The 26,111-nt window shown below is 56.0% G+C and carries 24 protein-coding genes; 3 read left to right on the top strand and 21 right to left on the bottom strand.

Annotated elements, in window-relative coordinates; all coding sequences use genetic code 11:
- Nucleotides 1–24: 24 nt before the first annotated feature.
- From tolR to sdhC, 15 genes are all read right to left on the bottom strand, one after another.
- Entirely contained in the window at nucleotides 25–453 is a 429-nt protein-coding gene (gene tolR, locus SCU88_RS07870) for a colicin uptake protein TolR (RefSeq protein WP_138096460.1), read from the bottom strand.
- Between the two features lie 3 nt (nucleotides 454–456).
- The gene (tolQ, locus tag SCU88_RS07865; protein WP_138096459.1) at nucleotides 457–1,149 is read right to left on the bottom strand and encodes a Tol-Pal system protein TolQ; all 693 of its coding nucleotides are present in this window, start codon (nucleotides 1,147–1,149) and stop codon (nucleotides 457–459) included.
- Entirely contained in the window at nucleotides 1,146–1,550 is a 405-nt protein-coding gene (ybgC, locus tag SCU88_RS07860; protein ID WP_175339685.1) for a tol-pal system-associated acyl-CoA thioesterase, read from the bottom strand. Before ybgC ends, tolQ begins: the two co-directional genes overlap by 4 nt.
- A 133-nt stretch (nucleotides 1,551–1,683) precedes the next feature.
- Nucleotides 1,684–1,944 (bottom strand): cyd operon protein YbgE, encoded by a 261-nt coding sequence (gene ybgE / locus SCU88_RS07855; RefSeq protein ID WP_241666642.1) that lies wholly within the window; start codon nucleotides 1,942–1,944, stop codon nucleotides 1,684–1,686.
- Nucleotides 1,945–1,976: 32 nt separating this feature from the next.
- Nucleotides 1,977–2,090, bottom strand: a complete 114-nt coding sequence (gene cydX / locus SCU88_RS07850) for a cytochrome bd-I oxidase subunit CydX (protein WP_138096457.1) — start codon at nucleotides 2,088–2,090, stop codon at nucleotides 1,977–1,979.
- A 14-nt stretch (nucleotides 2,091–2,104) separates the two neighbouring features.
- Nucleotides 2,105–3,244: a cytochrome d ubiquinol oxidase subunit II gene (cydB, locus tag SCU88_RS07845; RefSeq protein ID WP_138096456.1), complete on the bottom strand. Its 1,140-nt coding sequence runs from the start codon at nucleotides 3,242–3,244 to the stop codon at nucleotides 2,105–2,107.
- A gap of 15 nt (nucleotides 3,245–3,259) precedes the next feature.
- Entirely contained in the window at nucleotides 3,260–4,828 is a 1,569-nt protein-coding gene (gene cydA, locus SCU88_RS07840; protein WP_138096455.1) for a cytochrome ubiquinol oxidase subunit I, read from the bottom strand.
- 742 nt (nucleotides 4,829–5,570) lie between these two features.
- On the bottom strand, nucleotides 5,571–6,443 hold the full coding sequence (sucD, locus tag SCU88_RS07835; RefSeq protein WP_138096454.1) for a succinate--CoA ligase subunit alpha: 873 nt from the start codon (nucleotides 6,441–6,443) through the stop codon (nucleotides 5,571–5,573).
- Nucleotides 6,443–7,609, bottom strand: a complete 1,167-nt coding sequence (sucC, locus tag SCU88_RS07830; RefSeq protein ID WP_138096453.1) for an ADP-forming succinate--CoA ligase subunit beta — start codon at nucleotides 7,607–7,609, stop codon at nucleotides 6,443–6,445. The genes sucD and sucC overlap by 1 nt, the downstream gene beginning before the upstream one ends.
- 94 nt (nucleotides 7,610–7,703) lie before the next feature.
- Nucleotides 7,704–8,918 (bottom strand): 2-oxoglutarate dehydrogenase complex dihydrolipoyllysine-residue succinyltransferase, encoded by a 1,215-nt coding sequence (gene odhB, locus SCU88_RS07825; RefSeq protein ID WP_138096452.1) that lies wholly within the window; start codon nucleotides 8,916–8,918, stop codon nucleotides 7,704–7,706.
- A gap of 15 nt (nucleotides 8,919–8,933) precedes the next feature.
- Nucleotides 8,934–11,747: a 2-oxoglutarate dehydrogenase E1 component gene (gene sucA, locus SCU88_RS07820; RefSeq protein WP_138096451.1), complete on the bottom strand. Its 2,814-nt coding sequence runs from the start codon at nucleotides 11,745–11,747 to the stop codon at nucleotides 8,934–8,936.
- A gap of 191 nt (nucleotides 11,748–11,938) precedes the next feature.
- Nucleotides 11,939–12,655: a succinate dehydrogenase iron-sulfur subunit gene (locus SCU88_RS07815; protein ID WP_138096450.1), complete on the bottom strand. Its 717-nt coding sequence runs from the start codon at nucleotides 12,653–12,655 to the stop codon at nucleotides 11,939–11,941.
- A gap of 16 nt (nucleotides 12,656–12,671) precedes the next feature.
- On the bottom strand, nucleotides 12,672–14,438 hold the full coding sequence (gene sdhA / locus SCU88_RS07810) for a succinate dehydrogenase flavoprotein subunit (protein ID WP_138096449.1): 1,767 nt from the start codon (nucleotides 14,436–14,438) through the stop codon (nucleotides 12,672–12,674).
- Nucleotides 14,438–14,785: a succinate dehydrogenase membrane anchor subunit gene (sdhD, locus tag SCU88_RS07805; protein WP_138096448.1), complete on the bottom strand. Its 348-nt coding sequence runs from the start codon at nucleotides 14,783–14,785 to the stop codon at nucleotides 14,438–14,440. The genes sdhA and sdhD overlap by 1 nt, the downstream gene beginning before the upstream one ends.
- Nucleotides 14,779–15,168, bottom strand: coding sequence for a succinate dehydrogenase cytochrome b556 subunit (gene sdhC / locus SCU88_RS07800; RefSeq protein WP_138096447.1), 390 nt, complete (start codon nucleotides 15,166–15,168; stop codon nucleotides 14,779–14,781). Before sdhC ends, sdhD begins: the two co-directional genes overlap by 7 nt.
- 649 nt (nucleotides 15,169–15,817) lie before the next feature.
- Between sdhC and SCU88_RS07795 the strand changes: the two genes are divergently transcribed.
- The 3 genes from SCU88_RS07795 to SCU88_RS07785 all read left to right on the top strand — a co-directional run bounded on the left by SCU88_RS07795 (nucleotide 15,818) and on the right by SCU88_RS07785 (nucleotide 20,669).
- Nucleotides 15,818–17,098, top strand: a complete 1,281-nt coding sequence (locus tag SCU88_RS07795) for a citrate synthase (protein ID WP_138096446.1) — start codon at nucleotides 15,818–15,820, stop codon at nucleotides 17,096–17,098.
- A gap of 240 nt (nucleotides 17,099–17,338) precedes the next feature.
- Entirely contained in the window at nucleotides 17,339–19,426 is a 2,088-nt protein-coding gene (locus SCU88_RS07790; RefSeq protein WP_175339684.1) for a RecQ family ATP-dependent DNA helicase, read from the top strand.
- A gap of 7 nt (nucleotides 19,427–19,433) precedes the next feature.
- Nucleotides 19,434–20,669 carry a DNA-processing protein DprA gene (locus SCU88_RS07785; RefSeq protein ID WP_175339683.1) on the top strand — a complete coding sequence of 412 codons (1,236 nt, stop codon included), beginning with the start codon at nucleotides 19,434–19,436 and terminating at the stop codon, nucleotides 20,667–20,669.
- Nucleotides 20,670–20,703: 34 nt separating this feature from the next.
- Here SCU88_RS07785 and nei read toward each other — a convergent pair whose 3' ends face one another.
- From nei to SCU88_RS07755, 6 genes are read right to left on the bottom strand one after another with little or no spacing between them, the layout of a single operon-like run.
- A complete protein-coding gene (nei, locus tag SCU88_RS07780) occupies nucleotides 20,704–21,498 on the bottom strand; it encodes an endonuclease VIII (protein WP_175339682.1) in 795 nt (264 codons plus the stop codon).
- Between the two features lie 18 nt (nucleotides 21,499–21,516).
- Nucleotides 21,517–22,458 carry a 5-oxoprolinase subunit PxpC gene (gene pxpC, locus SCU88_RS07775; protein ID WP_175339681.1) on the bottom strand — a complete coding sequence of 314 codons (942 nt, stop codon included), beginning with the start codon at nucleotides 22,456–22,458 and terminating at the stop codon, nucleotides 21,517–21,519.
- A complete protein-coding gene (gene pxpB / locus SCU88_RS07770; protein ID WP_175339680.1) occupies nucleotides 22,452–23,108 on the bottom strand; it encodes a 5-oxoprolinase subunit PxpB in 657 nt (218 codons plus the stop codon). Before pxpB ends, pxpC begins: the two co-directional genes overlap by 7 nt.
- Nucleotides 23,109–23,128: 20 nt before the next feature.
- Nucleotides 23,129–23,872, bottom strand: a complete 744-nt coding sequence (locus tag SCU88_RS07765; protein WP_138096440.1) for a type 2 GTP cyclohydrolase I — start codon at nucleotides 23,870–23,872, stop codon at nucleotides 23,129–23,131.
- Complete coding sequence (phrB, locus tag SCU88_RS07760; RefSeq protein ID WP_175339679.1) at nucleotides 23,869–25,296, bottom strand: deoxyribodipyrimidine photo-lyase; 1,428 nt, start codon at nucleotides 25,294–25,296, stop codon at nucleotides 23,869–23,871. Before phrB ends, SCU88_RS07765 begins: the two co-directional genes overlap by 4 nt.
- The gene (locus SCU88_RS07755; RefSeq protein WP_175339678.1) at nucleotides 25,293–25,985 is read right to left on the bottom strand and encodes a DUF1722 domain-containing protein; all 693 of its coding nucleotides are present in this window, start codon (nucleotides 25,983–25,985) and stop codon (nucleotides 25,293–25,295) included. Before SCU88_RS07755 ends, phrB begins: the two co-directional genes overlap by 4 nt.
- Nucleotides 25,986–26,111: the final 126 nt, after the last annotated feature.

The raw sequence follows: 26,111 nt of genomic DNA, 5'->3' as shown, positions 1-26,111 counted from the left end.
CTGTTCGGTTAAGACAGCCGCTCATCAGATAGGCTGGGTCATTAACCCGACGGACTTAACACCTGCCTGATGCAGCAGATTCAAGGCCTTAATCACTTCGTCGTAAGGCACCTCTTTGGCGCCGCCAATCAGGAAGACCGTCTTCGGGTTTTCCTGCAGACGACGCTGCGCTTCCGCCGCCACCTGCTCTGAAGGCAGCTGATCCATACGATCTTTACCTACGACAATGCTGTATTGCCCGACGCCCGCCACCTCGACGATCACCGGCGGTTCGTCCTGGGTGCTGACTGTTTTCGAGTCGGTCGCATCCGGCAGATCCACCTCAACGCTCTGGGTGATGATCGGCGCCGTTGCCATAAAGATCAGTAACAGCACCAGCAATACATCCAGAAGTGGAACGATATTGATTTCAGACTTCAGCTCGCGCCGACGCCGTCCACGTATTCTGGCCATGGTTTACCCCTTGCTGCTTTCGCTGGTACTGAAAGCCTGACGGTGCAGGATGGCGGTGAACTCCTCCATAAAGTTGTCATAATTCAGTTCCAGCTTGTTCACCCGCTGGTTGAGACGGTTGTACGCCATCACGGCCGGGATCGCGGCGAACAAACCGATCGCGGTCGCGATCAGCGCTTCGGCGATACCCGGCGCCACCATCTGCAGGGTGGCCTGCTTCACGGCCCCCAGGGCGATAAAGGCATGCATAATCCCCCATACGGTACCAAACAGACCGATATATGGGCTGATAGAGCCTACGGTGCCAAGGAACGGAATATGGGTTTCCAGATTTTCCAGTTCACGGTTCATGGAGATACGCATGGCGCGCGACGCCCCTTCCACGACCGCTTCTGGCGCGTGGCTGTTGGCGCGATGCAGACGAGCGAACTCTTTAAAGCCGGAATAAAAAATCTGTTCGGAGCCCGCAAGATTGTCACGGCGCCCCTGGCTTTCCTGATAGAGCCGTGAAAGCTCAATACCGGACCAGAATTTGTCTTCAAAGGCTTCAGCTTCACGCGCCGCCGAATTCAGGATACGGGTGCGCTGGATAATGATTGCCCAGGAGGCAATGGAAAAACCAATCAAAATCAACATGATGAGTTTGACCAGCAGACTTGCTTTCAGAAACAAGTCGATGATATTCATGTCAGTCACTGCTTAAACTCCGCGACGATAGACTTGGGAAGCGCTCGGGGCTTCATAGTGGTTGGATCAACGCAAACGATCAGGACCTCAGCTTCATTCAGGGTTTTGCCGTCGGCGTTAACAATTTTCTGTGAGAATACGAGCGATGTGCCGCGCATGGAAACGATGTGGGTCTGAATCTCCAGCATATCGTCCAGTCGGGCGGGAGCCAGGTACTCCAGGTTCATTCTGCGCACAACAAAAGCCACCTGCTCTTCCAACAGCACCTGCTGACTAAAGTGGTGGTAGCGCAACATCTCGGTACGCGCTCGTTCATAAAAGGCAACGTAACTGGCATGGTAAACCATGCCACCGGCATCGGTGTCTTCGTAATAGACACGAACCGGCCATCGAAATAGCTCAACGTTCACTTTACATCCCGGTAATGCCAATAAACGTAGCTACTATACGCAAGCGGAACAGGGTTGGGAATGGGGGGAAGCCTGGGAAGCGTAAATATATTTATGGGCTGGTTACAGCCCATAAATGCGGCCTGAGGCCGCTTCACGAAAAGAAAAACGCAATGCCGATTAACAGCACGGGAAGTGCGATTATTGGACAAAAAACGCCCTTCCAGAGCGCCTTTTTCGGACGAAACCCTACTCCATGGATCACACCAGCACAGACGGCCCACATAAGCCCAAAGCCGTGCCAGATGGAAAGCGCACTGGTCTTCGCGGCAAACCGGGAAGGATCCCAGAAAATACAGCCTGCCAGAACCAGCGCCAGAAGCAGGGAAAGGGCCCGTAACGGGCCCCTGTCCATTATCGCGTAAAGTCGGGTAACGGCTGACTCAATCACGATTTTTCTTTAACGTCTTTTGAAGACTCGGCCTGCTCAATGGCCAGTGCGGTGACGATCCCAAAGGCACAGGCCAGCAGCGTCCCCAGAATCCATGCAAAATACCACATGCTTAACTCCTTACTCAGTACAGAGAGTTGCTGTTGCTTTCAATATGCTCTTTGGTGATGCGGCCGAACATCTTCCAGTAACACCAGCTGGTGTACAGCAGAATAATCGGGACAAACACGATAGCAACATAGGTCATCAGGTTCAGCGTCAGCTGGCTGGAAGTGGCATCCCACATTGTCAGGCTGGCGTTCATCATAATGCTGGACGGCATAATGAACGGGAACATGGCGATACCCGCGGTCAGAATTACACAGGCCAGCGTCAGAGAAGAGAACAGGAAGGCCCAGGCCCCTTTCTCCATGCGCGAGCACAGCACGGTCAACAGCGGCAGCACCACGCCCAGCGCCGGGATAGCCCACAGCGCAGGCATATTCTGGAAGTTCACCAGCCAGGCGCCGGCTTCGCGAGCCACTTCTTTGGTCAGCGGGTTAGAAGCCGCATGGGTATCGATGGTCGAGTTCACCACGTAACCGTCGATACCATAGACCACCCACACGCCTGCCAGGATGAAGCAGACCATCATCACCAGCGCGGTTACCTGCGCAGTCGTACGGGCGCGCAGGTGCAGCTCACCGGTGGTACGCATCTGCAGGTAGGTCGCCCCCTGAGTCAGGATCATTGCCACGCTGATAACGCCAGCTAACAGACCAAACGGATTCAGCAACTGGAAGAAGTTACCGGTGTAAGTCAGACGCAGGTATTCATCCACGCTGAAAGGCACGCCCTGCAGCAGGTTACCGAAGGCCACGCCAATCACCAGCGGCGGTACAAAGCTACCGATAAAGATGCCCCAGTCCCACATGTTGCGCCAGCCGTTGTCTTCAATCTTAGAACGGTAGTCAAAACCGACCGGACGGAAGAACAGAGAGGCCAGAACCAGAATCATCGCGACATAGAACCCGGAGAAGGCTGCGGCATAAACCATCGGCCAGGCGGCGAACAGCGCCCCCCCGGCGGTGATCAGCCATACCTGGTTACCATCCCAGTGCGGCGCGATGCTGTTAATCATCACGCGGCGCTCGGTATCGCTACGCCCCAGGAAACGGGTCAGCATGCCGACCCCCATGTCGAATCCATCGGTGACCGCAAAACCAATCAGCAGAATGCCGATCAGCAGCCACCAGATAAAACGTAATACTTCATAATCGATCATTTCTCGACTCCTGTCTTATCGTGCCGGCTGAGAGGCAGCGCTGGACTGTTCAAAGTGATAGCGTCCGGTTTTCAGGCTGCTCGGCCCAAGACGCGCAAATTTGAACATCAGGAACAGTTCAGCCACCAGGAACAGCGTATAGAGGCCGCAGATCAGCACCATGGAGAAGATCAGGTCGCCCGCGCTCAGGGTTGAGTGGGCCACCGCCGTCGGCAGTACCTCACCTATCGCCCAGGGTTGACGACCGTATTCCGCGACAAACCAGCCGGCTTCTACCGCTATCCAGGGCAGCGGCAGACCATAAAACGCGGCACGCAGTACCCATTTTTTCTCGCCCACGCGGTTACGCAGTACCGTCCAGAACGAGGCGGCAATGATTATCAGCAGCAGGAAGCCACAGGCCACCATGATACGGAAGGCGAAGTAGAGCGGCAGTACGCTGGGAATAGAGTCTTTGGTCGCCATCTGAATCTGCTCTTCCGTCGCGTCACTGACGTTTTCGGTATAGCGTTTCAGCAGCAGGCCGTAGCCCAGATCGTTTTTCACGGCGTTAAAGCGATCGCGCACGCCCTGGTCGGTAGAGCCGGCACGCAGCTCTTCCAGCAGCTTGTAGGCAGTCATCCCGTTACGGATACGTCCTTCATGCTGCTCCATCAGATCTTTCAGGCCAGTGACCTGCTTATCCACGGAGCGAGTAGCAATCAGGCCCAGCGCGTAAGGAATCTGAATCTGGAAGCGGTTTTCCTGCTTTTCCTGATCGGGGATGCCGAACAGTGTGAAGGCCGCTGGCGCAGGTTGAGTTTCCCATTCGGCTTCAATAGCAGCCAGTTTAGTCTTCTGCACGTCGCCCATTTCGTAACCAGATTCATCACCCAGCACGATAACCGACAGCACCGCAGCCATACCGAAGCTGGCGGCAATGGCGAAGGAGCGTTTAGCAAAAGCGAAATCGCGCCCTTTCAGCATGTACCAGGCGCTGATAGCCAGGACGAACATGGCGCCAGTGACATAGCCAGATGCAACGGTGTGAACGAATTTCACCTGTGCAACCGGGTTCAGCACCAGCTCGGAGAAGCTGACCATCTCCATGCGCATGGTTTCGAAGTTGAAGTCAGAGGCGATGGGGTTCTGCATCCAGCCGTTGGCGACCAGGATCCAGAGAGCGGAAAGGTTGGAGCCCAGCGCAACCAGCCAGGTGACCGCCATGTGCTGCACCTTGCCCAGCCGATCCCAGCCAAAGAAGAACAGCCCCACAAAAGTGGACTCAAGGAAGAAGGCCATCAGACCTTCGATTGCCAGCGGAGCGCCAAAGATGTCGCCCACATAGTGAGAGTAGTAGGACCAGTTGGTTCCGAACTGGAACTCCATGGTCAGACCGGTTGCAACCCCCAGAGCGAAGTTAATCCCGAATAACTTGCCCCAGAACTTGGTCATATCTTTATAGATTTGTTTGCCGGTCAGCACGTAGACCGTTTCCATGATGGCCAACAGGAACGCCATACCCAGCGTCAGCGGCACAAACAGGAAGTGGTACATCGCGGTCAAGGCAAACTGTAAGCGCGACAGTTCGACTATATCAAACATCTTGACTCCTTGCTCTTCGCATGAAGACTCCGAACGCAGCACACCGGATAGCCGGTACGCCACAACGCATGCCCCAATGGAAATACATTCGCTCCCTAACCCAAGGCGTCATCCATAGTGAAAAGGATAAGCGCCAGGAGAAAGTTTACAAATACGTTAAAAAAAATACCAAATAGATCCGCAATATATTACGCCGCAAAAACCTTACGATAAATAGGTTTTTGCTGGTAGAAATTTGCATTTCTCGACGGTGATCAATATATAGCGAATTTAACCGATAAGAGCCAGTTTGATCTGGCGCAAATACGACGTTTTTTTACTCCTTTGCAACGCCTTGTGCATTGATTTAGCGCAAATTATTTCACCACTGTTAACGCAAAACACATTTTTAATCCATGCGGTAAAATGAGTGTTAAATTTATGTTTCTTCGATACTGCGTTTCGGTTTCTGGAAATATCTGTAGAGCGCACGGAATGGGTTTATTTAACCTGAATTGCGGATTCACTTACTCGTGGATAATCATGAAAATTATAACGACTATCACAGTAATTTTTCTTTTTACTTCTCCTGATGTTTATTTATAACAATAAGCATACCTTTTGGCTTCATTTTCAATAACAAGCCATTAGCAAAACTCGGCTTTGTCCCCTCCCCTGTTGCGATCTTACCGGTCAGCAGCCATAAAAAAGGCCACCCAGAGGTGGCCAACCATGTCGAATTTTATCTTATTAGTAGAATAAATTACTGCGGTAGTACGGTTTTCAGCGCTTCGCCGATATCTGCCAGGCTACGAACAGTCTTCACGCCTGCGGCTTCCAGCGCGGCAAATTTCTCGTCAGCGGTACCTTTACCACCGGCGATGATCGCGCCCGCATGGCCCATGCGCTTGCCTTTTGGCGCGGTAACGCCAGCAATGTAGGCCACAACCGGTTTAGTGACGTTCTCTTTGATGTAAGCAGCGGCTTCTTCTTCCGCGCTGCCGCCGATCTCACCGATCATCACAATCGCTTCGGTCTGCGGATCGTCCTGAAACATTTTGAGAATATCGATAAAGCTGGAGCCCGGGATCGGATCGCCGCCGATACCGACGCAGGTAGACTGACCGAAGCCGTAGTCGGTGGTCTGCTTAACCGCTTCATAGGTCAGGGTACCGGAGCGGGAAACGATGCCCACTTTACCCGGCTGATGGATGTGGCCCGGCTGGATACCGATCTTGCACTCGCCCGGCGTGATAACGCCAGGGCAGTTCGGACCAATCATCCGTACGCCAGCTTCGTCCAGTTTTACCTTCACGGTCAGCATATCCAGAGTCGGAATACCTTCGGTGATGGTGATAATCAGTTTAATACCTGCATCAATGGCTTCCAGGATGGAATCTTTGCAGAACGGAGCCGGAACATAGATAACGGACGCGGTGGCGCCAGTCTGCTCTACCGCCTCACGCACGGTGTTAAACACCGGCAGGCCCAGATGGGTGGTGCCGCCTTTGCCCGGCGTTACGCCGCCGACCATCTGAGTACCGTATGCGATCGCCTGTTCGGAGTGGAAGGTACCCTGACTGCCGGTGAAGCCCTGGCAGATCACTTTGGTGTTTTTATCGATCAAAATGGACATTATTTCCCCTCCACAGCAGCGACAACCTGCTGCGCCGCATCGGTAAGACTGGTTGCTGCAATGATGTTCAGACCGCTTTCGGCCAGCTTCTGGGCGCCCAGGTCGGCATTGTTGCCTTCCAGACGTACTACAACCGGTACGCTCACGCCCACTTCGGCAACGGCGCCGATGATGCCGTCGGCGATCAGATCGCAACGGACGATACCGCCGAAGATGTTCACCAGAACGGCCTTCACATTGTCGTCAGACAGGATGATCTTAAAGGCTTCGGTAACGCGCTCTTTGGTCGCGCCGCCGCCGACATCCAGGAAGTTAGCCGGCTGACCGCCGTGCAGTTTCACGATGTCCATGGTGCCCATCGCCAGACCGGCGCCGTTTACCATGCAGCCGATGTTGCCATCCAGCGCCACGTAGTTCAGCTCCCACTGAGCCGCACGCGCTTCACGCTCGTCTTCCTGGCTCGGGTCATGCATTTCACGCAGTTCCGGCTGGCGGAACAGCGCATTGCTGTCAACGCCCAGTTTGCCATCAAGGCAGATCAGATCGCCCTGGGTGGTGATCACCAGCGGGTTGATCTCAACCAGCGCCAGATCGCGCTCCAGGAACAGCGTCGCCAGGCCCATGAAGATCTTGCTGAACTGCTGAACCTGCTTGCCTTCCAGACCCAGTTTAAAAGCCAGTTCGCGGCCCTGGTAAGGCATCGGACCGGTTAACGGATCCAGCGCCACTTTATGGATCAGGTGCGGCGTCTCTTCCGCCACTTTTTCGATCTCCACACCGCCTTCGGTAGAGGCCATAAAGACCACGCGACGGCTGCTGCGATCGACAACGGCGCCCAGGTACAGCTCTTTATCGATATCGGTCGCGCCTTCAACCAGGATCTGGTTAACCGGCTGGCCGTTAGCATCGGTCTGGTAGGTGACCAGATTTTTGCCCAGCCACTGCTCGGCAAAATTGCGAATATCTTCTTTGCTGTTAACCACTTTTACGCCGCCCGCTTTACCGCGACCGCCGGCGTGTACCTGACATTTAACGACCCACGGACCGGCACCAATTTTGGACGCCGCCTCTTCCGCTTCGCGCGGAGTGGTACAGGCATAACCCACCGGAGCCGGCAAGCCATACCGGGCAAACAGCTGTTTCGCCTGATATTCGTGTAAGTTCATGTGTTCTATCCATTAAGGCTAAGGAGCATTAGCGCTCGGAGTACTGAATACCGCCCCGTTCGCGGGGCGGCCTGTTACGGCGGGCGTCTTGCCCTTATACGTCCAGCAGCAGACGCGTCGGATCTTCCAGCATCTCTTTAATTGCGACCAGGAAGCCTACGGATTCACGGCCATCGATCTGACGGTGATCGTAGGAGAGCGCCAGATACATCATCGGCAGGATTTCGACCTGGCCGTTGACCGCCATCGGGCGTTCTTTAATGGCATGCATGCCCAGAATCGCGCTCTGAGGCGGGTTGATGATCGGCGTGGACATCAGGGAGCCGAATACCCCACCATTGGTGATGGTGAAGTTACCACCGGTCAGTTCGTCCACGGTCAGCTTGCCGTCACGCCCTTTCACCGCCAGCTCTTTAATGCGTTTTTCGATATCGGCCATGCCCAGCAGATCGACATCTTTCAGCACCGGCGTCACCAGACCACGCGGAGTGGAAACAGCGATGCTGACGTCAAAGTAGTTGTGGTAAACCACGTCTTCGCCGTCGATGGAAGCATTCACTTCCGGGTAACGCTTCAGCGCTTCCACTACTGCCTTAATATAGAAGGACATAAAGCCCAGACGCACGCCGTGACGCTTCTCGAAGACTTCGCCGTACTGCTTACGCAGGGTCATGATCGGCTTCATGTTCACTTCGTTGAAGGTGGTCAGCATCGCGGTGGAGTTTTTGGCTTCCAGCAGACGTTCGGCCACGCGCTTACGCAGGCGAGTCATCGGCACGCGCTTCTCGGAGCGGTTACCCAGCTGCGGCTGTGCGGCCGGCTGTTCTGCGGCCGCTTTGCTGCCGCCGGACTGCTGGGCCAGGTGCTTCTCGACATCTTCTTTGGTCAGACGACCGCCAACACCGCTCCCTTTAATGGCTGCGGCATCCAGGCTGTGCTCCGACAGCAGACGGCGAACCGCCGGGCTGAGCGCATCGTTGCTCTGCTCTTCCAGAGAGGCAGAGTGACGCTGAGCCGGGGTGGACTCTTTGGTGTCCGCTTTGGCGTTGCTCTCTTTACCGCCGCTGTCGCCTTCACGCAGGCGTCCCAGCGCCTGACGAGAGGTGACGGTCGCCCCCTCTTCTTCCAGGATGGCTTCCAGCACCCCGTCGGAAACGGCAGGCACTTCCAGCACGACTTTGTCGGTTTCAATTTCTACCAGCACTTCATCACGCTGGACGCTGTCCCCCGGCTGCTTGTGCCAGGTCGCCACGGTGGCGTCGGCAACAGACTCAGGAAGATCGGGAACAAGAATATCTACGCTACTCATTATTTATCCTTTGAATTAATCGACGTTCAGCGCGTCGTTGACCAGATCCTGTTGTTGTTTCTGGTGAACTGACATATATCCAACCGCAGGCGATGCCGATGCGGGGCGACCTGCATAACGCAGCGTGGCCTGTGACGGAATCGCTTCACGGAAGTGGTGTTGGCTACAGTACCAGGCGCCCTGGTTAAGCGGCTCTTCCTGACACCAGACAAAATCGCGTACGTGGGCGAACGGCTTCAGTACTTCCTGCACCACCTGGTGCGGGAACGGATAGAGCTGTTCGATGCGCACGATGGCAACATCTTTCTGATCGTTCTTGCGGCGCTGTTCCAGCAGGTCGTAATAGACCTTCCCGGAACAGAAGACAACGCGCTTAACGGCCTTCGGATCCAGCTCGTCAATTTCACCGATAGCCGGCTGGAAGGTGCCGTTGGCCAGCTCATCCAGGCTCGAAATCGCCAGCGGATGACGCAGCAGAGACTTGGGCGACATCACCACCAGCGGGCGGCGCATACCGCGCAGCGCCTGACGACGCAGCATGTGGTAGACCTGAGCCGGAGTGGAAGGCACGCAGACCTGCATGTTCTGCTCGGCGCAGAGCTGCAGATAGCGCTCCAGGCGAGCGGAGGAGTGTTCCGGCCCCTGACCTTCATAGCCGTGAGGCAGCAGCATCACCAGGCCACACATCCGGCCCCATTTCTGCTCGCCGGAGCTGATGAACTGGTCGATCACCACCTGGGCGCCGTTGGCGAAGTCGCCGAACTGGGCTTCCCAGATAGTCAGGGTGCGGGGCTCTGCGGTGGCATAGCCATATTCAAAGGCCAGAACCGCCTCTTCCGACAGCACCGAATCCCACACTTTGAAGTCACCCTGGCCGTTGTGAACGTGGGCCAGCGGGGTCCAGGTGGAGCCGTTAGTCTGATTGTGAATGACCGCATGACGGTGGAAGAAGGTCCCGCGACCGGAATCTTCACCGGAGATACGTACCGGAATGCCTTCATCCACCAGGGTGGCGTAGGCCAGGTTTTCCGCGGCGCCCCAGTCGAACGGCTTATCGCCGTTGGCCATGGACTGACGGTCGTTGTAGATTTTCGCTACCCGCGACTGCATCGCGATGGTGTCCGGCACGCTGCTGATGCGCTTAGCCAGCTCCTGCAAACGCTTCATCTCTACCTTGCTCGGGTAGTTTTCGTCCCACTCATGGTTCAGATACGGGGACCAGGTGAAGGAGTGCATATTCATCGGACGCCACTCGTCCACCACGCATTCGCCAGCATCCAGCTTATCGCGATAAACGTTGACCATTTCGGTGGCATCTTCCAGGGTGGCGATCTTCTGCTGCTCCAGACGATCGGCGTAGATCTTACGCGGCGTCGGGTGCTTTTTGATCTTTTGATACATCAGCGGCTGAGTCGCGCTCGGCTCATCGGCTTCGTTATGGCCGTGGCGGCGATAGCAGACCAGATCGATAAAGACGTCACGCTTAAAGGTGTTACGGAAATCCAGCGCCAGACGCGTTACGAAGGCGACCGCTTCCGGATCGTCAGCATTGACGTGGAAAATCGGCGCCTGAACCATCTTACCGATGTCGGTGCAGTACGGGGTGGAGCGCGCATCTTCAGGATTCGAGGTGGTAAAGCCCACCTGGTTGTTAATCACAATGCGTACCGTGCCGCCCACTTCATAACCGCGAGCCTTGGACATGTTCAGGGTCTCCTGAACCACGCCCTGACCGGTCACGGCCGCGTCGCCGTGGATGGTGATCGGCAGTACCTGATTGATGCCAGGCTGGTCCAGACGATCCAGACGCGCACGAACCGAACCAATCACCACCGGGCTGACGATCTCCAGGTGCGAGGGGTTAAAGGCCAGCGCCAGGTGAACCAGACCGCCTTCGGTCTCGACGTCGGAAGAGAAGCCCATATGGTACTTCACGTCACCGGTGCCGAGATGCTCTTTATGCTTGCCGGCAAACTCATCGAACAGATCCTGGGGCTTTTTACCCAGCACGTTGACCAGCACGTTCAGACGACCGCGGTGCGCCATGCCCAGCACCACTTCACGGGTGCCGCTCTTGCCTGCGTGACGAATCATATCCTTCAGCATCGGCACCAGGGCATCGCCCCCTTCCAGCGAGAAGCGCTTGGCTCCCGGGAATTTGGCGCCGAGGTAGCGCTCAAGGCCTTCGGCGGCAGTCAGTTCGCTCAGGAAAAGTTTCTTCTCTTCTTCGCTAAAGTTCGGCTGCCCGACCACCGACTCGATACGCTGCTGAATCCAGCGCTTCTCTTCGGTGTTGGTGATATGCATATACTCAGCGCCGATAGAGCCGCAGTAGGTCTGCTGCAGGGCTTCTATCAGATCGCCAAGCTTCATGGTCTCTTTGCCGATGGCAAAGGAGCCTACGTTAAAGCTTTCCTGGAAATCGGCGTCCGTGAGGTTGTGGAAAGCGGGGTCCAGATCCGGCACCTTGTCCTGTTTCCACAGGCCGAGCGGGTCAAGGTTCGCCTGCTGATGGCCACGGAAACGGTATGCGTTGATCAGCTGGAGAACCTTGACCTGCCTGGCGCCGGTATCGGGATCGGTAATCGAGGTGGAGGAGGTATAACGTGAGGCATCCTTCGCCAGACGACGGAAATAATCACGTGTTTTTGAATGAAATTGATCCGGTTTGGTTCCGCTGCCGGGAAGCTGCTGGAACATGGTACGCCATGCGACGTCCACTGAGTCAGGATCGGTTAAGTAGTCTTCATAGAGTTGCTCTATGTAGGACTGATTTGCGCCCGCCAGCCAGGAGGAGTCCAGCCAGGGCTTCATCGCGCCTTTCTGCATCGTGATCCCTTAAGCAATATTTTGCTTATTTCGCCGTGGATAACTACTACGCGCGCTCTCACACGCGTGACCCGCGATCCCTCTCTGCGAGCTTGAAACCTGGCTCGCGAAGGAACCTTTAAAAACTGTCTACGTGGCAGTTTTTAAAGGCTTCCTGAACTACCGGGGGCACTAGCCCCCGGTAGAAACCGTCAAGCGCTGCGCTGTAACAACATGGACTTAATATGGCCAATGGCACGCGTCGGGTTCAGTCCCTTAGGACATACGCTGACGCAGTTCATAATGCTGTGACAGCGGAATACGCTGAAAGCATCGCTCAGTCCTTCCAGACGGTTATCGGTTTCCGTATCGCGGCTGTCGATCAGGAAGCGATACGCGGCCAACAGGCCTGCCGGGCCGATAAATTTGTCCGGATTCCACCAGAAAGACGGACAGGAGGTCGAGCAGCAGGCGCACAAAATGCACTCATACAACCCATCCAGTTTTTCACGCTGATCGGGGCTCTGTAAATGCTCCCTGGCAGGTGGATTTGTTCCATTATTCAACAAGTAAGGCTTAATCTTCTCATATTGAGCGTAGAACTGCCCCATGTCTACCACCAGATCCCGAATAACCGGCAATCCAGGTAGCGGTCGGATCACAATTTTCTGTTTTCCATTGCCCAGCGCCGAAATTGGCGTGATACAGGCCAGACCATTCTTACCATTCATGTTCACGCCATCGGAGCCGCAGACCCCTTCACGGCAGGAACGACGGAATGACAGGGTCGGATCCTTCTCTTTCAGCTGAATTAGCGCATCCAGCAGCATCATGTCGCGCCCTTCTTCCGCCTCAAGAGTGAACTCCTGCATACGCGGCGCATCGTCAACGTCCGGGTTGTAACGATAGATAGAAAATTCGAGTTTCATCACCTTGCCTCCGCGATTAATAGGTACGTATTTTCGGCGGGAATGCCGGACGCAGTTTGGGTTCCATGTTGACCTTACGGCGCGTCATGGTCTCATTCTGCGGCTGGTACAAGGAGTGACACAGCCAGTTTTCATCATCGCGATCCGGATAGTCGAAGCGGCTATGGGCGCCGCGGCTCTCGGTACGGAAGTTGGCCGAATGTGCGGTGGCGTAAGCCGTTTCCATCAGGTTATCCAGCTCCAGGCACTCCATGCGCTGGGTGTTAAATTCGCTGGAGGTATCATCCAGACGGGCATTTTTCAGACGCTCGCGAATCTCTTTAAGCTCGGCCAGCCCTTTAGCCATCGCATCCCCTTCGCGGAACACCGAGAAGTTATGCTGCATGCAGGCCTGCAGCGCCTTACGGATCTGAACCGGATCCTCACCGCTGCGGGTGCTGTTCCAGCGGTTAAGACGTTCCAGCGAACCTTCCACGTCGGAGTCGCTGGCGTCGCGCAGGGCGCCCTGCTCTTCAATGGATTCGTGCAGATGCACACCCGCAGCACGACCGAAGACCACCAGGTCAAGCAGCGAGTTACCGCCCAGGCGGTTAGCACCGTGGACCGATACGCAGGCAATTTCACCTACGGCGAACAGACCAGGAATCACCACGTCTTCGCCCTTCTCGTTCACCGTCAACGCCTGGCCGGTGACTTTGGTCGGAATACCGCCCATCATGTAGTGGCAGGTTGGGATAACCGGAATCGGCTCTTTAACAGGGTCAACGTGGGCGAAGGTACGGGACAGCTCCAGGATACCCGGCAGGCGGGATTCAAGAACCTCTTTACCCAGGTGGTCGAGTTTCAGTTTGGCGTGCGGGCCCCACGGACCATCGCAGCCGCGACCTTCGCGGATTTCGATCATGATGGAGCGCGCCACCACGTCACGACCCGCCAGGTCTTTCGCATTGGGTGCGTAACGCTCCATAAAGCGTTCGCCGTGCTTGTTCAGCAGGTAGCCGCCTTCGCCGCGGCAGCCTTCGGTCACCAGAACACCGGCGCCGGCAATGCCCGTTGGGTGGAACTGCCACATTTCCATATCCTGAACCGGTACCCCGGCGCGGATAGCCATGCCCACGCCGTCGCCCGTATTGATATGCGCGTTGGTGGTGGACTGATAGATACGACCTGCGCCGCCGGTAGCCAGTACGGTGGCGCGGGCTTTAAAGTAAACCACTTCGCCGGTTTCCAGGCACAGAGCGGTACAGCCTACGACTGCGCCGTCCTGGTTCTTGACCAGATCCAGGGCATACCATTCGGAGAAGATGGTGGTGTGGTTCTTCAGGTTCTGCTGATACAGGGTATGCAGCAACGCATGGCCGGTACGGTCAGCGGCCGCCGCGGTACGGGCCGCCTGCTCACCGCCGAAGTCTTTCGACTGGCCGCCGAACGGGCGCTGGTAGATGCGTCCATCATCCAGGCGTGAAAACGGCAGTCCCATATGTTCGAGCTCCAGAATCGCTTCCGGGCCGGTCTTACACATATATTCAATGGCGTCCTGGTCACCGATATAGTCGGAGCCTTTTACCGTGTCGTACATGTGCCACTCCCAGTTATCTTCATGGGAGTTACCAAGGGCGACGGTGATGCCCCCCTGGGCGGAAACAGTATGGGAACGGGTAGGAAACACTTTCGACAGCAGGGCGCAGGTCTGCCCGCTTTGCGAAATCTGTAGCGCCGCGCGCATACCTGCGCCGCCTGCGCCAATAACAACAGCATCAAACTCTCTGACTGGCAATTTCATCACACACCCCACACCACAACGAATCCATAAATGACGTAAACCAGCAGCGCCACAACGATGGCCAGCTGCAGCACCAGACGCAGTGCCACGGGTTTAACGTAGTCGGTCAGTACCTGCCACATGCCAATCCAGGCATGGATCAATACCGAGAACAGCGCCAGAAGAGTAAAGACTTTGGTAAATCCGCTGCCGAAGAAGGCGGTCCAGGATTCCCAGGTCAGCTCACCGCTGGTGGCGAAGAAACCGATCATGTAGATGATGTAAAGGGCGATTACGATGGCGGTAGCACGTACCAGCAAAAAGTCATGTACCCCATTGCGACCCAATGCGGAAGCGTTGCTTACCATACGAGGACTCCTGCAAGAATTGAAAGCACGACGGTGATGATGAAGGAGACTCGCGCGGAGCTAACGCCCGCTTCCAGGGTCTCTTCCAGCCAGCCAAAATCCATCAGCATGTGGCGGATACCAACGACAACGTGGTAAGCCAGTGCGGTGAGGATGCCCCACATAATGAACTTGACGATGAAGCTATCCATGATTGAGGAGGCAACCAGGAAGCCTTCGGGCGAGGATAGCGACAACCCCAACAACCAGAGCAGGATACCGACGGCCACAAAGGTGATCACGCCGGAAACGCGGTGGAGGATGGAGGCTATAGCCGTTACGGGAAACCGGATCGTAGTCAGATCCAGATTAACAGGTCTTTGTTTTTTCACGGTTTTGCCCACATGCTGTTCTTATTGTTTCCTATCCTCCGGATTTCTGCAGGCGGGTCAGACAGCGCTCATTTTCTATAACTCTGCGTCATGCAAAACAACTGCGTCCAGATGTTAAATCGACGGGTTACTACGCTGGGTGGCTCGGGATAGCAGAGTGTTCCGGAGACCTGGCGGCAGTATAGGCCGTTCACATTATCATTACAATTAACACACATAATCTTTGGCACGTTTTGCCCCGAACAGTGATCCGCATCACGATTTTAACAATAACTTAAATTCACATCATCTAATTTGACAAATATTAAACAATATTGTTACATCCATGTGTGAGAAAGGCCGTATAATTCGTAAAAGTTATGGAGCCACTCTTTCACACGCATACAAGTTATGTAACAGTGTTCGCTATTGACCGAAGTCATCTGGCCCGGTATTAGTGGTACCAGGTATTAAGTATATGAATTGCTAACACACTGATTTATTGTAGTTTCATCTGTACCCTATGGTTGCCCGCTAGCCTCCTGGTGCTCTGTCCCCTGGTTTCCTCCACCGATACAGAGCTGCGCACCACACAACAAACTGGCAACATGTAAAATAGCTGTATGAAACCGAAATCAGACGCCGGCAGTTCTGTCAAAATAAGGCGCTAAGGAGACCGCAAATGGCTGATAAGAAAGCTACCCTCACCTATAATGGTGAAGCTGTTGAGCTGGACGTGCTACAAGGCACGCTCGGTCAGGATGTTATTGACGTCCGTACCATTGGTTCCAAAGGTGTATTCACTTTTGATCCCGGCTTTACCTCCACCGCATCCTGCGAATCCAAAATCACTTTTATCGACGGCGATGAAGGCATTCTTCTGCATCGCGGCTACCCGATCGACCAACTGGCGACCGAATCCAACTACCTGGAAGTGTGCTACATCCTGCTTTACGGCGAAAAACCGACCCAGGCAGAGTATGACGAGTTTAAAACCATCGTCACCCGTCACACTATGATTCACGAACAGATCACCCGTCTGTTCCACGGCTTCCGCCGTGACTCTCACCCAATGGCGGTGATGTGCGGCGTCACCGGCGCGCTGGCGGCCTTCTATCACGATGCCATGGACGTAAATATTCCGCGCCATCGTGAAATCGCCGCGTTCCGACTACTATCTAAAATGCCGACCATGGCCGCGATGTGTTACAAGTACTCCATCGGCCAACCCTTTGTTTATCCCCGTAATGACCTCTCCTACGCCGGCAACTTCCTCCACATGATGTTCTCCACTCCCTGTGAAGAGTACAAGGTGAATCCGGTACTGGAGCGCGCCATGGACAGGATCCTGATCCTGCATGCGGATCACGAGCAGAACGCCTCGACCTCGACGGTGCGTACCGCAGGCTCTTCCGGCGCGAACCCCTTTGCCTGTATCGCGGCGGGTATCGCCTCGCTGTGGGGACCGGCGCACGGCGGCGCCAACGAAGCCTGTCTGAAGATGCTGGAAGAGATCAACTCCAAAGAGCACATTCCGGAATTCGTACGTCGCGCCAAGGACAAAAACGACTCCTTCCGTCTGATGGGCTTTGGTCACCGGGTATATAAAAACTACGACCCACGCGCCACCGTGATGCGTGAAACCTGCCACGAAGTGCTCAACGAACTGGGCATGAAGGACGACCTGCTGGAAGTCGCCATGGAGCTGGAGCACATTGCGCTGAACGACCCCTACTTCATCGAGCGTAAGCTGTACCCCAACGTCGACTTCTACTCCGGTATCATCCTGAAGGCGATGGGCATCCCTTCTTCCATGTTCACCGTTATCTTCGCCATGGCACGTACCATCGGCTGGATCGCGCACTGGAGCGAGATGCACGACGACGGCATCAAAATCGCCCGTCCCCGCCAGCTGTACACCGGCTACCAGAGCCGCGACTTTAAATCCGACATCAAGCGATAATCTGACGTCCGGACACCAAAAAATTAATGGAGAGCGCCGAAGGGCCTCTCCGTTTTTATTAACCCCGATATCCCCACATCCAGACCCCCTCGATCCGGTTCGCAAAACAGACATCTCGACGCCATGACATATTGCGGGTTATTCCTTTTTAAGCGAAGGTGCCTGCTGCTAAACCACCGTTTTTAGATAACCCATATGTGCAACAGGAGTGCGAACGCATCGGTATATCAGGGAGCGATCATGGACAAAAATCAGGCGCAGCAACTACTTCAGACCGCACTGGCAGACCCAAATGCCCAATTTCGTGATGGTCAGTGGGAGGCGATCGATGCCTTAGTCAACCGGAATCACAAGCTATTGGTGGTGCAACGCACCGGCTGGGGGAAAAGTTCGGTGTATTTTATTAGTACCAAAATCTTTCGTGACAGGGGACTCGGCCCCACGATTATTATCTCTCCCCTACTGGCGCTAATGCGCAACCAGATCGAATCCGCGGCCCGTCTGGGCATTGTAGCGGAGACGATGAACTCCGCGAATACCGCAGACTGGCAGGCCGTAACCCAACGTATGCGGGATAATCAAATCGACTGTCTGCTGATTTCCCCTGAACGTCTGGCGAACGACACCTTTATTGAAACGGTATTACACCCTATCGCTGACCGCATCGCGCTGATGGTCATCGACGAAGCCCACTGCATTTCCGACTGGGGACATGATTTCCGCCCTGATTACCGGCGAATTGTCAGCATCCTGCGCCAGATGCCACCGGGGACTCCAGTGCTCGGGACAACGGCGACCGCCAACAACAGAGTGCTGGATGATATCAAAACGCAACTCGGTGATATCGCTATCCAACGGGGCTCGCTGTCTCGCGAAAGCCTTGCACTACAGACACTGATACTTCCCGATCAGGCATCACGTCTGGCATGGCTGGCCCAGGTGATTCCGGCTCTCCCCGGGACAGGTATTGTCTACACATTAACGGTCCGTGATACGGAGCAGGTTGCTGACTGGTTAAATAGTCGGGGGATTAATGCCCGTGCCTATCATGGCAGCATTGAGGCCGCAGGCTTCGAAAATAGCAGTATTTATCGCCAGCATCTTGAAGAGTTGCTGCTCAACAATCAGATAAAGGTTTTAGTCGCAACCACGGCTTTGGGCATGGGCTATGACAAACCGGACTTAAGTTTTGTCATTCACTACCAGGCGCCCGGCTCTATCATCGCATACTACCAACAGGTGGGACGTGCGGGGCGAGGTATCGATCGTGCGATCGGTATTTTGATGTCGGGTGTGGAAGATCGGGATATCCATGAGTTTTTCAGAGAGTCTGCGTTTCCATCACAGGAGCAGGTGAATGATATTCTTCATGCACTGGAAGAGAGTGACGGACTGACCCTCCGCGAAATTGAAGCACAAACTAACCTGAGTTTTAGTCAGATCGAAAAGGTGCTGAAGCTGTTAAGCGTAGAGAACCCTGCCCCCGTTCTCAAGGACCACCGTCGCTGGGTAAGGACGCCGGTACATTATCAAATGGATCATGCCCGTATCAGGCATCTCATCCAGCAACGGGCTGTGGAGTGGGCGGAAGTGCAAAACTACCTGACCGATGCGAACTGCAAAATGGCCTTTCTACGCCATGCCCTGGACGACCCGAATCCAACGCCTTGCGGAAAATGTTCAAGCTGTATGGGGAAACCCGTTATCAATCAGTCTCTTGAATCCAACCTGGTTCATCAGGCTGGCACATTTTTAAAGCGTGCTGAAATGGTCATAGAGCCCAAAGCCCAGGTTGCTGCCGGAGCCTTTGTGGAATATGGTTTTAAAGGTAACTTACCGCAATCATTACGGGCTCAGGAAGGCAGGGTATTATCCCGCTGGGGGGATGCCGGCTGGGGGCGAATCGTCGCACAGCATAAACGCGCCAGATACTTTGGTGAGGAGCTGGTAGAAGCGATGGCTGAAATGATCCAACAGCGCTGGCTGCCCAATCCCGCCCCACAGTGGGTGTGCTGCGTACCATCACGTCAGTATCCGGACCTGGTACCTGATTTTGCCCGGCGATTGGCCGCCCGTTTAGGACTCCCTTTTGTTGATGCTATCAGCAAAATCAAAGACAATCAGCCGCAGAAAAACCAGCAAAATCGCTTCCATCAATGCAGAAATCTGGATGGCGCCTTTGCGGTTAGCCAGAACTTACCTGAAACACCTGTTTTACTGATCGATGATATTATCGATTCCGGCTGGACGCTCGTCGTTATCTCAGCGTTATTGCAACAGGCAGGCAGCGGCGTTGTGTATCCCACTGCCCTTGCTCATTTTCGGTGAAAAACGCATGAATTTATCCCCCACAGCCCAGGCGACATTACTACTGACCAGCTATTTTTCTACGTCAGGTAGTGAAGATACCCGCCCGCTTTCGAATACCGAGTGGGGCCGGTTTGCCTTGTGGTTGAAAGAAAAGTCGACGACGCCCGCCGATTTACTGCTCTCTGAACCAAAAGCATTGCTCACCAGTTGGCACGATCCCCGGATCGGTGCGGATCGAATATTGCGATTATTGAGCCGGGGACACAGCCTGGCACTGGCTATAGAAAAATGGCAAAGGGCCGGTCTTTGGATTGTTACCCGTTCCGATCCTGAATATCCCGGGCGCTTAAAACAGCGGCTCAAAACAGACTCGCCGCCGGTACTGTTTGGATGTGGCAATAAGGCTCTGTTAAACGCCGGGGGGCTGGCGGTGATCGGTTCCCGAAATGCCAGTATTGCCGATCTCTCTTTTGCCGAACTAGTGGGCACCAAAGCCGCAGCCGAAGATACCGCTATCGTGTCAGGGGGGGCCCGCGGCGTTGATGAATCGGCAATGTCGGGGGCGATGCATCAGGGGGGGATTGTGATTGGGGTGCTGTCCGACGGCCTGTTAAAAGCAGCGACCAGTGTGAAATGGCGCAACGGGTTGATGAGCGGCAATCTGGTTCTGATATCGCCTTTTTATCCCGAAGATGGATTTAATGCCGGTAACGCCATGGCTCGCAATAAATATATCTACTGCCTGGCGGACAGTTCTTTGGTGATTCACGCCGGTAAAAAAGGGGGCACGCTAAACGGCGCGCAAGAGAATCTGAAAAAAGGCTGGGTCCCCTTATGGGTAAAACCCACCTCTGATGATACTACCGCCAATACAGAGCTTGTTGCTCAGGGAGGTCACTGGTGTGAATCAGATATCCAGCGTCTGATGCTGTCCAGCCTGTTCGAAAATACCCCAACCGGTAAGAAAGAAGAAAGACAGATCGATCTCTTTTCCCTGCACGAACAGCCTGAAATCTTCGCTGGCGGGATGGCGGAAAGCCGCCATGAACAGACCGACGAGAAGCCATTATCGCAGCAGATTGATTTCTACCAGTTGTTCATAACCGAACTGTACCGGCTTGCCGCAACCCCTGTAACGGTTGATTATCTGGTGGAACACACCGGGCTGCATAAATCGCAGATCAATGACTGGTTAAAACGGGCAACAGAGAGCGGTCTTATCAAAAAGCTCAGGCAGCCGGTACGCTATCAAATACAGTAGAAAAGCGCCCCCGGCGTTTTTTTATGGCTGACGTTCAGCGCTGACAGTGTGGACACCAGTAAAAAGGCCGCGATGAGAGCATTCCGCGCTCAATCAGGTTGCCGCAGCGTTCACAGGGCTCACCGTCGCGGTGAAACACCCGAAACCGGAAGGTGGCGCCGTGGTGTCGATTTTCATCCTCCCGTCCCCGGGTCTGGTACGACAGGCGCGGTATCGCCAGACAGGCCTGAGCCAGTTCGGTCAACTGGCTATCCGTGAGATCGACCGGGCGGTGCTGCGGAGCCAGCCGCACCTGCCACAGAATCTCGACCCTCAGATAGTTTCCCAGACCGGCCAGAAACGCCTGATCCAGCAGCAGCCCGCTCAACTGACGGCGGCAAAACGGCTTTGACAGCAGCCTGGCCTTCACCTGCTCCAGGGTCAACGTCATATCCAGCACGTCCGGCCCGACCCGTAATAAGAACGGGTGACGCGCCAGCCCCGCCTCATCGAGGATCTCGATATCCGAAGCGCTGTACAGCAGTATTGCCCGTCTGCTCGTTGCCAACCGTACCCGCAGACTGCGTTTACTCTCCTGCGGGAGAGCTCCCGCTTCGGCTACCCGCCAGACGCCATAGAGCTGGTTGTGCGAATAGAGCGTCAGTAGGTTGGAAAAATGGGTCAGCATCGCCTTACCGCGCGTTTCGATACGCTCGATGCGCTGACCGGTCAGAATAGATTCAAACGGCTTAAGGTGAGGAAAGGCGAACCAGACTTCCGTCAGCGGTTCGCCAAGAACGGCATGTTCCAGCCGATCCGCCGCACGACGGATCTCCGGCCCTTCAGGCATAACAAACTCCCTGCCCCGCTACTGCGCGTCTGCCTCCTGCTGCAGGCGCCATGCGAGTTGATCCAGATAAAGCCGCTGGTCATGGCGCGCTTTCAGCGCCTCTTCCAGCGTACACTGTACAAAATGGATGGGTTCCCCCAGACGGATCTGCGCCAGGTGGTACAGATCGGCTTCAATGATCGCAGCGATACGCGGATAGCCCCCCGTGGTCTGAGCGTCGTTCATCAGTACGATCGGTTGCCCATTATGCGGAACCTGGATCACGCCAGGTAGCAATCCGTGCGATAGCAGCTCCCGCTGTTCGGTTCGCGCCAGTACCTGTCCCTGGAGGCGATAGCCCATGCGGTTGCTCTGTGGGCTCAAATGCCAGGGCAGACGCCAGAAATCATCACGGGACTGTTCGCTGAACTCATGGTACTCAGGCCCAGGCAGCGCCCGAATTCGGTTGCCCCACAGCAGTTGCTTTACCCCGGCAGAGTCATGGAATTCATGGCGCGCATCGCCAATGGCAATCGCATCACCATCCGCCAGCTGGCGCCCCTTAAAACCACCGAAGCCTCCTTTCAGATCGGTGCTGCGTGATCCCATCACCTCGGGCACTTTCAGCCCCCCCGCCACCGCCAGATAGCTACGCATGCCATGGCGCGGCAATTTCAGCTCCAGACGCTGGCCGTTATGGTACGGCAGCCGCCAACCGGTCCAGACCGGGTGGCCATCCAGTACGGCATCGCAGTCAGCGCCGGTTAACGCAAACCAGCCGGCGCCGCGAAACTCAATCACGCAATTGCCGAGCGTGACCTCCAGACCAGCTGCATCACGGGAATTGCCCACCAGCGCATTGGCGATAATCATCGATGGCGTATCCAGCGCTCCGCTGCGGCTAACCCCGGCCAGCCGGTAACCGAAACGCCCGGTATCCTGCACCGTGGTCTGCATCCCGGCACGAATAATCTTTAGCACACGCCCTCCTTCTGTGGCACAAAGCGCACGTAGTCACCAGGGCTCAGCAGCGCTGGCGACTCGCGCTTAGGATCAAACAGCCTCAGGGAGGTCCGGCCAATCAGCTGCCAGCCCCCCGGCGTTGCCAGTGGATAGATACCGGTATGGCCGCCGCCAATGCCTACTGAACCGGCGGGCACCTCCAGTCGGGGGTCGGCCCGACGCGGTACCGCCAGCGCCTCCGACAGCCCCCCCAGATAGGGGAACCCTGGCTGAAAGCCCAGAAACCAGACCACATAATCCACCGAGGCGTGCATCTCCACGGTCTGAGACTCCGTCAGGCCTGCCTGGCTGGCGACCCAGGGGAGATCCGGCCCAAATTCGCCGCCATAGATAACCGGAATCTCTATTCGATTCGGCGTGGGCTCCAGCGCTTCGCTCTCTTCCCACCAGCGCTGTAAACGTTCGAGAGCATCCAGCACCATAGTCTGGGGATCGCGCAGGATAACGGTGATGTTATTCATGCCAGGGATGGCTTCAGTCACCTCCGGCATCGTCGCCAGGCGCTGCGCCAGGCTCCAGATTCGCTTTTGACTTTCCAGGGAGACCGGCGGCTCCAGTTCCAGAACCGCCGCACACTCCCCTAACAGATAACAGCGCGCTCTTTGCACATTTCCCTCTCTTGCAGAACTCAGGCAGGGTTAGGAATATCGACGAAAGTCACGTCGAGGTCGGTATTGGCCGACAGCCAGTCACCCAGAGCTCGCACGCCGCCGCGTTCGGTGGCGTGGTGGCCAGCCGCATAGAAGTGCAGCCCCTGTTCACGGGCAGAATGGATGGTCTGTTCGGATACTTCGCCGGTAATAAACGCATCCACACCAAAGCGGGCAGCGGCATCAATAAAGCCCTGACCGCCGCCGGTGCACCAGGCCACGCGCTGAATTTTTTCCGGCCCGGTATCACCGCACCACAGCGGCTTACGGCCGAGTCTGGCTTCCAGCCAGGAGGCCAGCTCCAGCCCGGGAACGGTCATATTCAGCTCCCCCCACGGCACCAGAGGTTCGATTTCACCTTTCACCTCAATGCCCAACAGCGCCGCAAGCTGCACGTTGTTACCCAGCTCCGGGTGTGCGTCCAGCGGCAGGTGCCAGCCATAAAGGTTGATATCGTTAGCCAGCAGGGTTTTCAGCCGGTTACGCTTCATGCCGCGAATCACCGGGTTTTCATTTTTCCAGAAGTAGCCGTGGTGTACGATCACCGCGTCCGCCTGCTGGCGCACGGCTTCATCAAGCAACGCCTGGCTGGCGGTAACGCCGGTGATCACTTTTTTCACCTCGTCGCGCCCTTCGACCTGCAGACCATTCGGCGCATAGTCGCTGAAGGCAGCGCTGTTCAGCTTCTCATTAATCAGCGTTTCCAGTTCAAAATTTTTCATCGTGATGACTCCTTGTTGCGGGCTGCCTGATACGCAGCGAGGGTCGTCTCGCGCGCCTGCTTATGATCAACGAGCGGGCGGGGATAATCCAGTACCATTCCTTGCTTATCCGCCCATTCCCAGGGCGCATGCAGCGCGCTGCCGGGCACGGCGTCGAGCGCCGGTAGCCAGTGGCGAACAAATGCGCCGCCGCGATCAAACTTCTGCCCCTGGGTCGTAGGATTAAAAATACGAAACCACGGCTGAGCATCGCATCCCGTAGAGGCCGCCCACTGCCATCCGCCATTATTAGAGGCCAGGTCGCCGTCGATCAACTGAGACATAAAATAGCGTTCTCCCTGGCGCCAGTCGATACGCAAATCCTTTATCAGAAAACTTGCCGCAATCATACGCAGGCGGTTATGCATCCAGCCTGTGGCGTTGAGCTGGCGCATCGCGGCATCCACAATCGGAAAGCCGGTTCTCCCTTCACACCAGGCCTGGAATCCCTGCGGATCGTCACGCCAGTCAATCGCCGCCGTCCAGGGAATCAGCGGCTGGTAGCGACTCATCTCCGGGCGCGCCACCATCACCTGGCGATAAAAATCCCGCCAGATGAGTTCTTTGAGCCAGACGGCGCCCGGGCCCCCTGTCAGCGCATCGGGGTGGTTTTCAAGGAGCTGCACCAGACACTGACGTGGCGACAGCGCCCCCACGGTAAGCCAGGGCGAAAGACGACTGGTGCCCGGTCGCGCCGGAAAGTCGCGCTGCGCATCATATTCTGCCGCAGGCTGATGGCAAAACGCCGCCAGCCGCGCCTGTGCAGCCACCTCTCCAACGGGAAAGTCCGCCTCCGATACCCTCTGTTCGGGATAGTCAAAATCCGGGATATCCGGCGCCCTCAACGGCGTACCGCAGGCCGATGGCGGCGCCACGCATTCGGGCAGCGCCTGGCTCAGACGACGAATCACCGCCCGGCTAAATGGGGTAAAGACCTGATATGACGTACCGCTCCCGGTGGTGACGCTGCCAGGCGCCAGCAGTACGCCGTCATCAAAACCCTGACACGTCACTTTGCCATCCAGCGCCCGCTCCAGTACCGCATCACGCCGTCGCTCATCCAGTTCGTACTGGTAGTGATAGAACAGCTCCGTCACCCGGTGCCGCTGACAGAACGCATCAATCCAGTCAACGCTGGCGCGGTAGTCCGGCACCACGGCAACCTGGAGCGGAATACCGAGTTCCGCCAGCGAACGCCCTAACGCCGCGACATGCTGGCGGATAAACCAGGCCTGGCGTGGTGCCATGGAATGCTGCTCCCACTGTTGCGGCGTCGCAAGATAGAGCGCAATAACGCGTGCGCCATCCCCGCGGCAGGCCGCCTTTAGCGCCGGATTATCGTGAATACGCAAGTCGCGGCGAAACCAGACCAGCCGGGTCGTCATGGCCGCCCTCCACTCAACTGAGCCAGCGCCGGGGGCAGCGGCTGCAGATAACGCTGCTGCGCCAGATACTCATCCGGGGAAAGCGCCAGATACTGTTGAATGAGCGCCACAGGCTCGGCAAGCGAGCGTCTCCCTTCCCGATAATCCAGAATCTGTTGCGTCAGCGCCTGACGCTGCGTCGCGTCTAACTTTCCCCTAAAATAGCCCTGCATATGCATCAGGGCATTGGTATGATCGCCCCGGCTCGCAGGTTGGGCCAGTAGCGCCATGAGTCGCTTGCGATACTCCACAAAAAACGCCTGTGGATCGCGCCAGCGGCTGAATCCGGCCACAAAGGGGCCGATTTCACGATACAGCGGCTGAGAGTGCGCCAGTAATAACAGCTTGTAGCGGCGATGGAATGCGGTTAACGCACCACTGCCGGTTCCCGCGGCCTGCAGCTGATTAAGTTCAGATAACGCCAGCACTCGTCGGCAAAAGTGCTCCCCCACCGCCGTCTGGGCTACCGCCGGAAGCCAGGGAATCTGAGCAGCGATCTGCTCTGCCTCCGCTGTGCTGGCGCTGATAAAACCGCACAGGGAGTCTGCCTGTTGCTGTAACCGATCCGGGCTCAGGCAAATAAAATGCAGCCCGGGTAGCCGAACGTCATATGACTCGTCATCCACGCCGATTAACATGATGTGATCCATCCCTTCTCCCAGGTGAGGATACCGTTAAGTGTAGCCAGCCCATGTCAGGCCGTTCGTTAACCCGCTTTTGCCATTACGTTCACAAAATCGCAACCTTTATCTTGTCCGGCGTCGATAAATTTGTTT

The organism is Jejuibacter sp. L23 (genome assembly GCF_050815825.1).
Taxonomy (GTDB): domain Bacteria; phylum Pseudomonadota; class Gammaproteobacteria; order Enterobacterales; family Enterobacteriaceae; genus Jejubacter; species Jejubacter calystegiae.
This window is presented reverse-complemented; position numbering and strand designations above follow the sequence as displayed.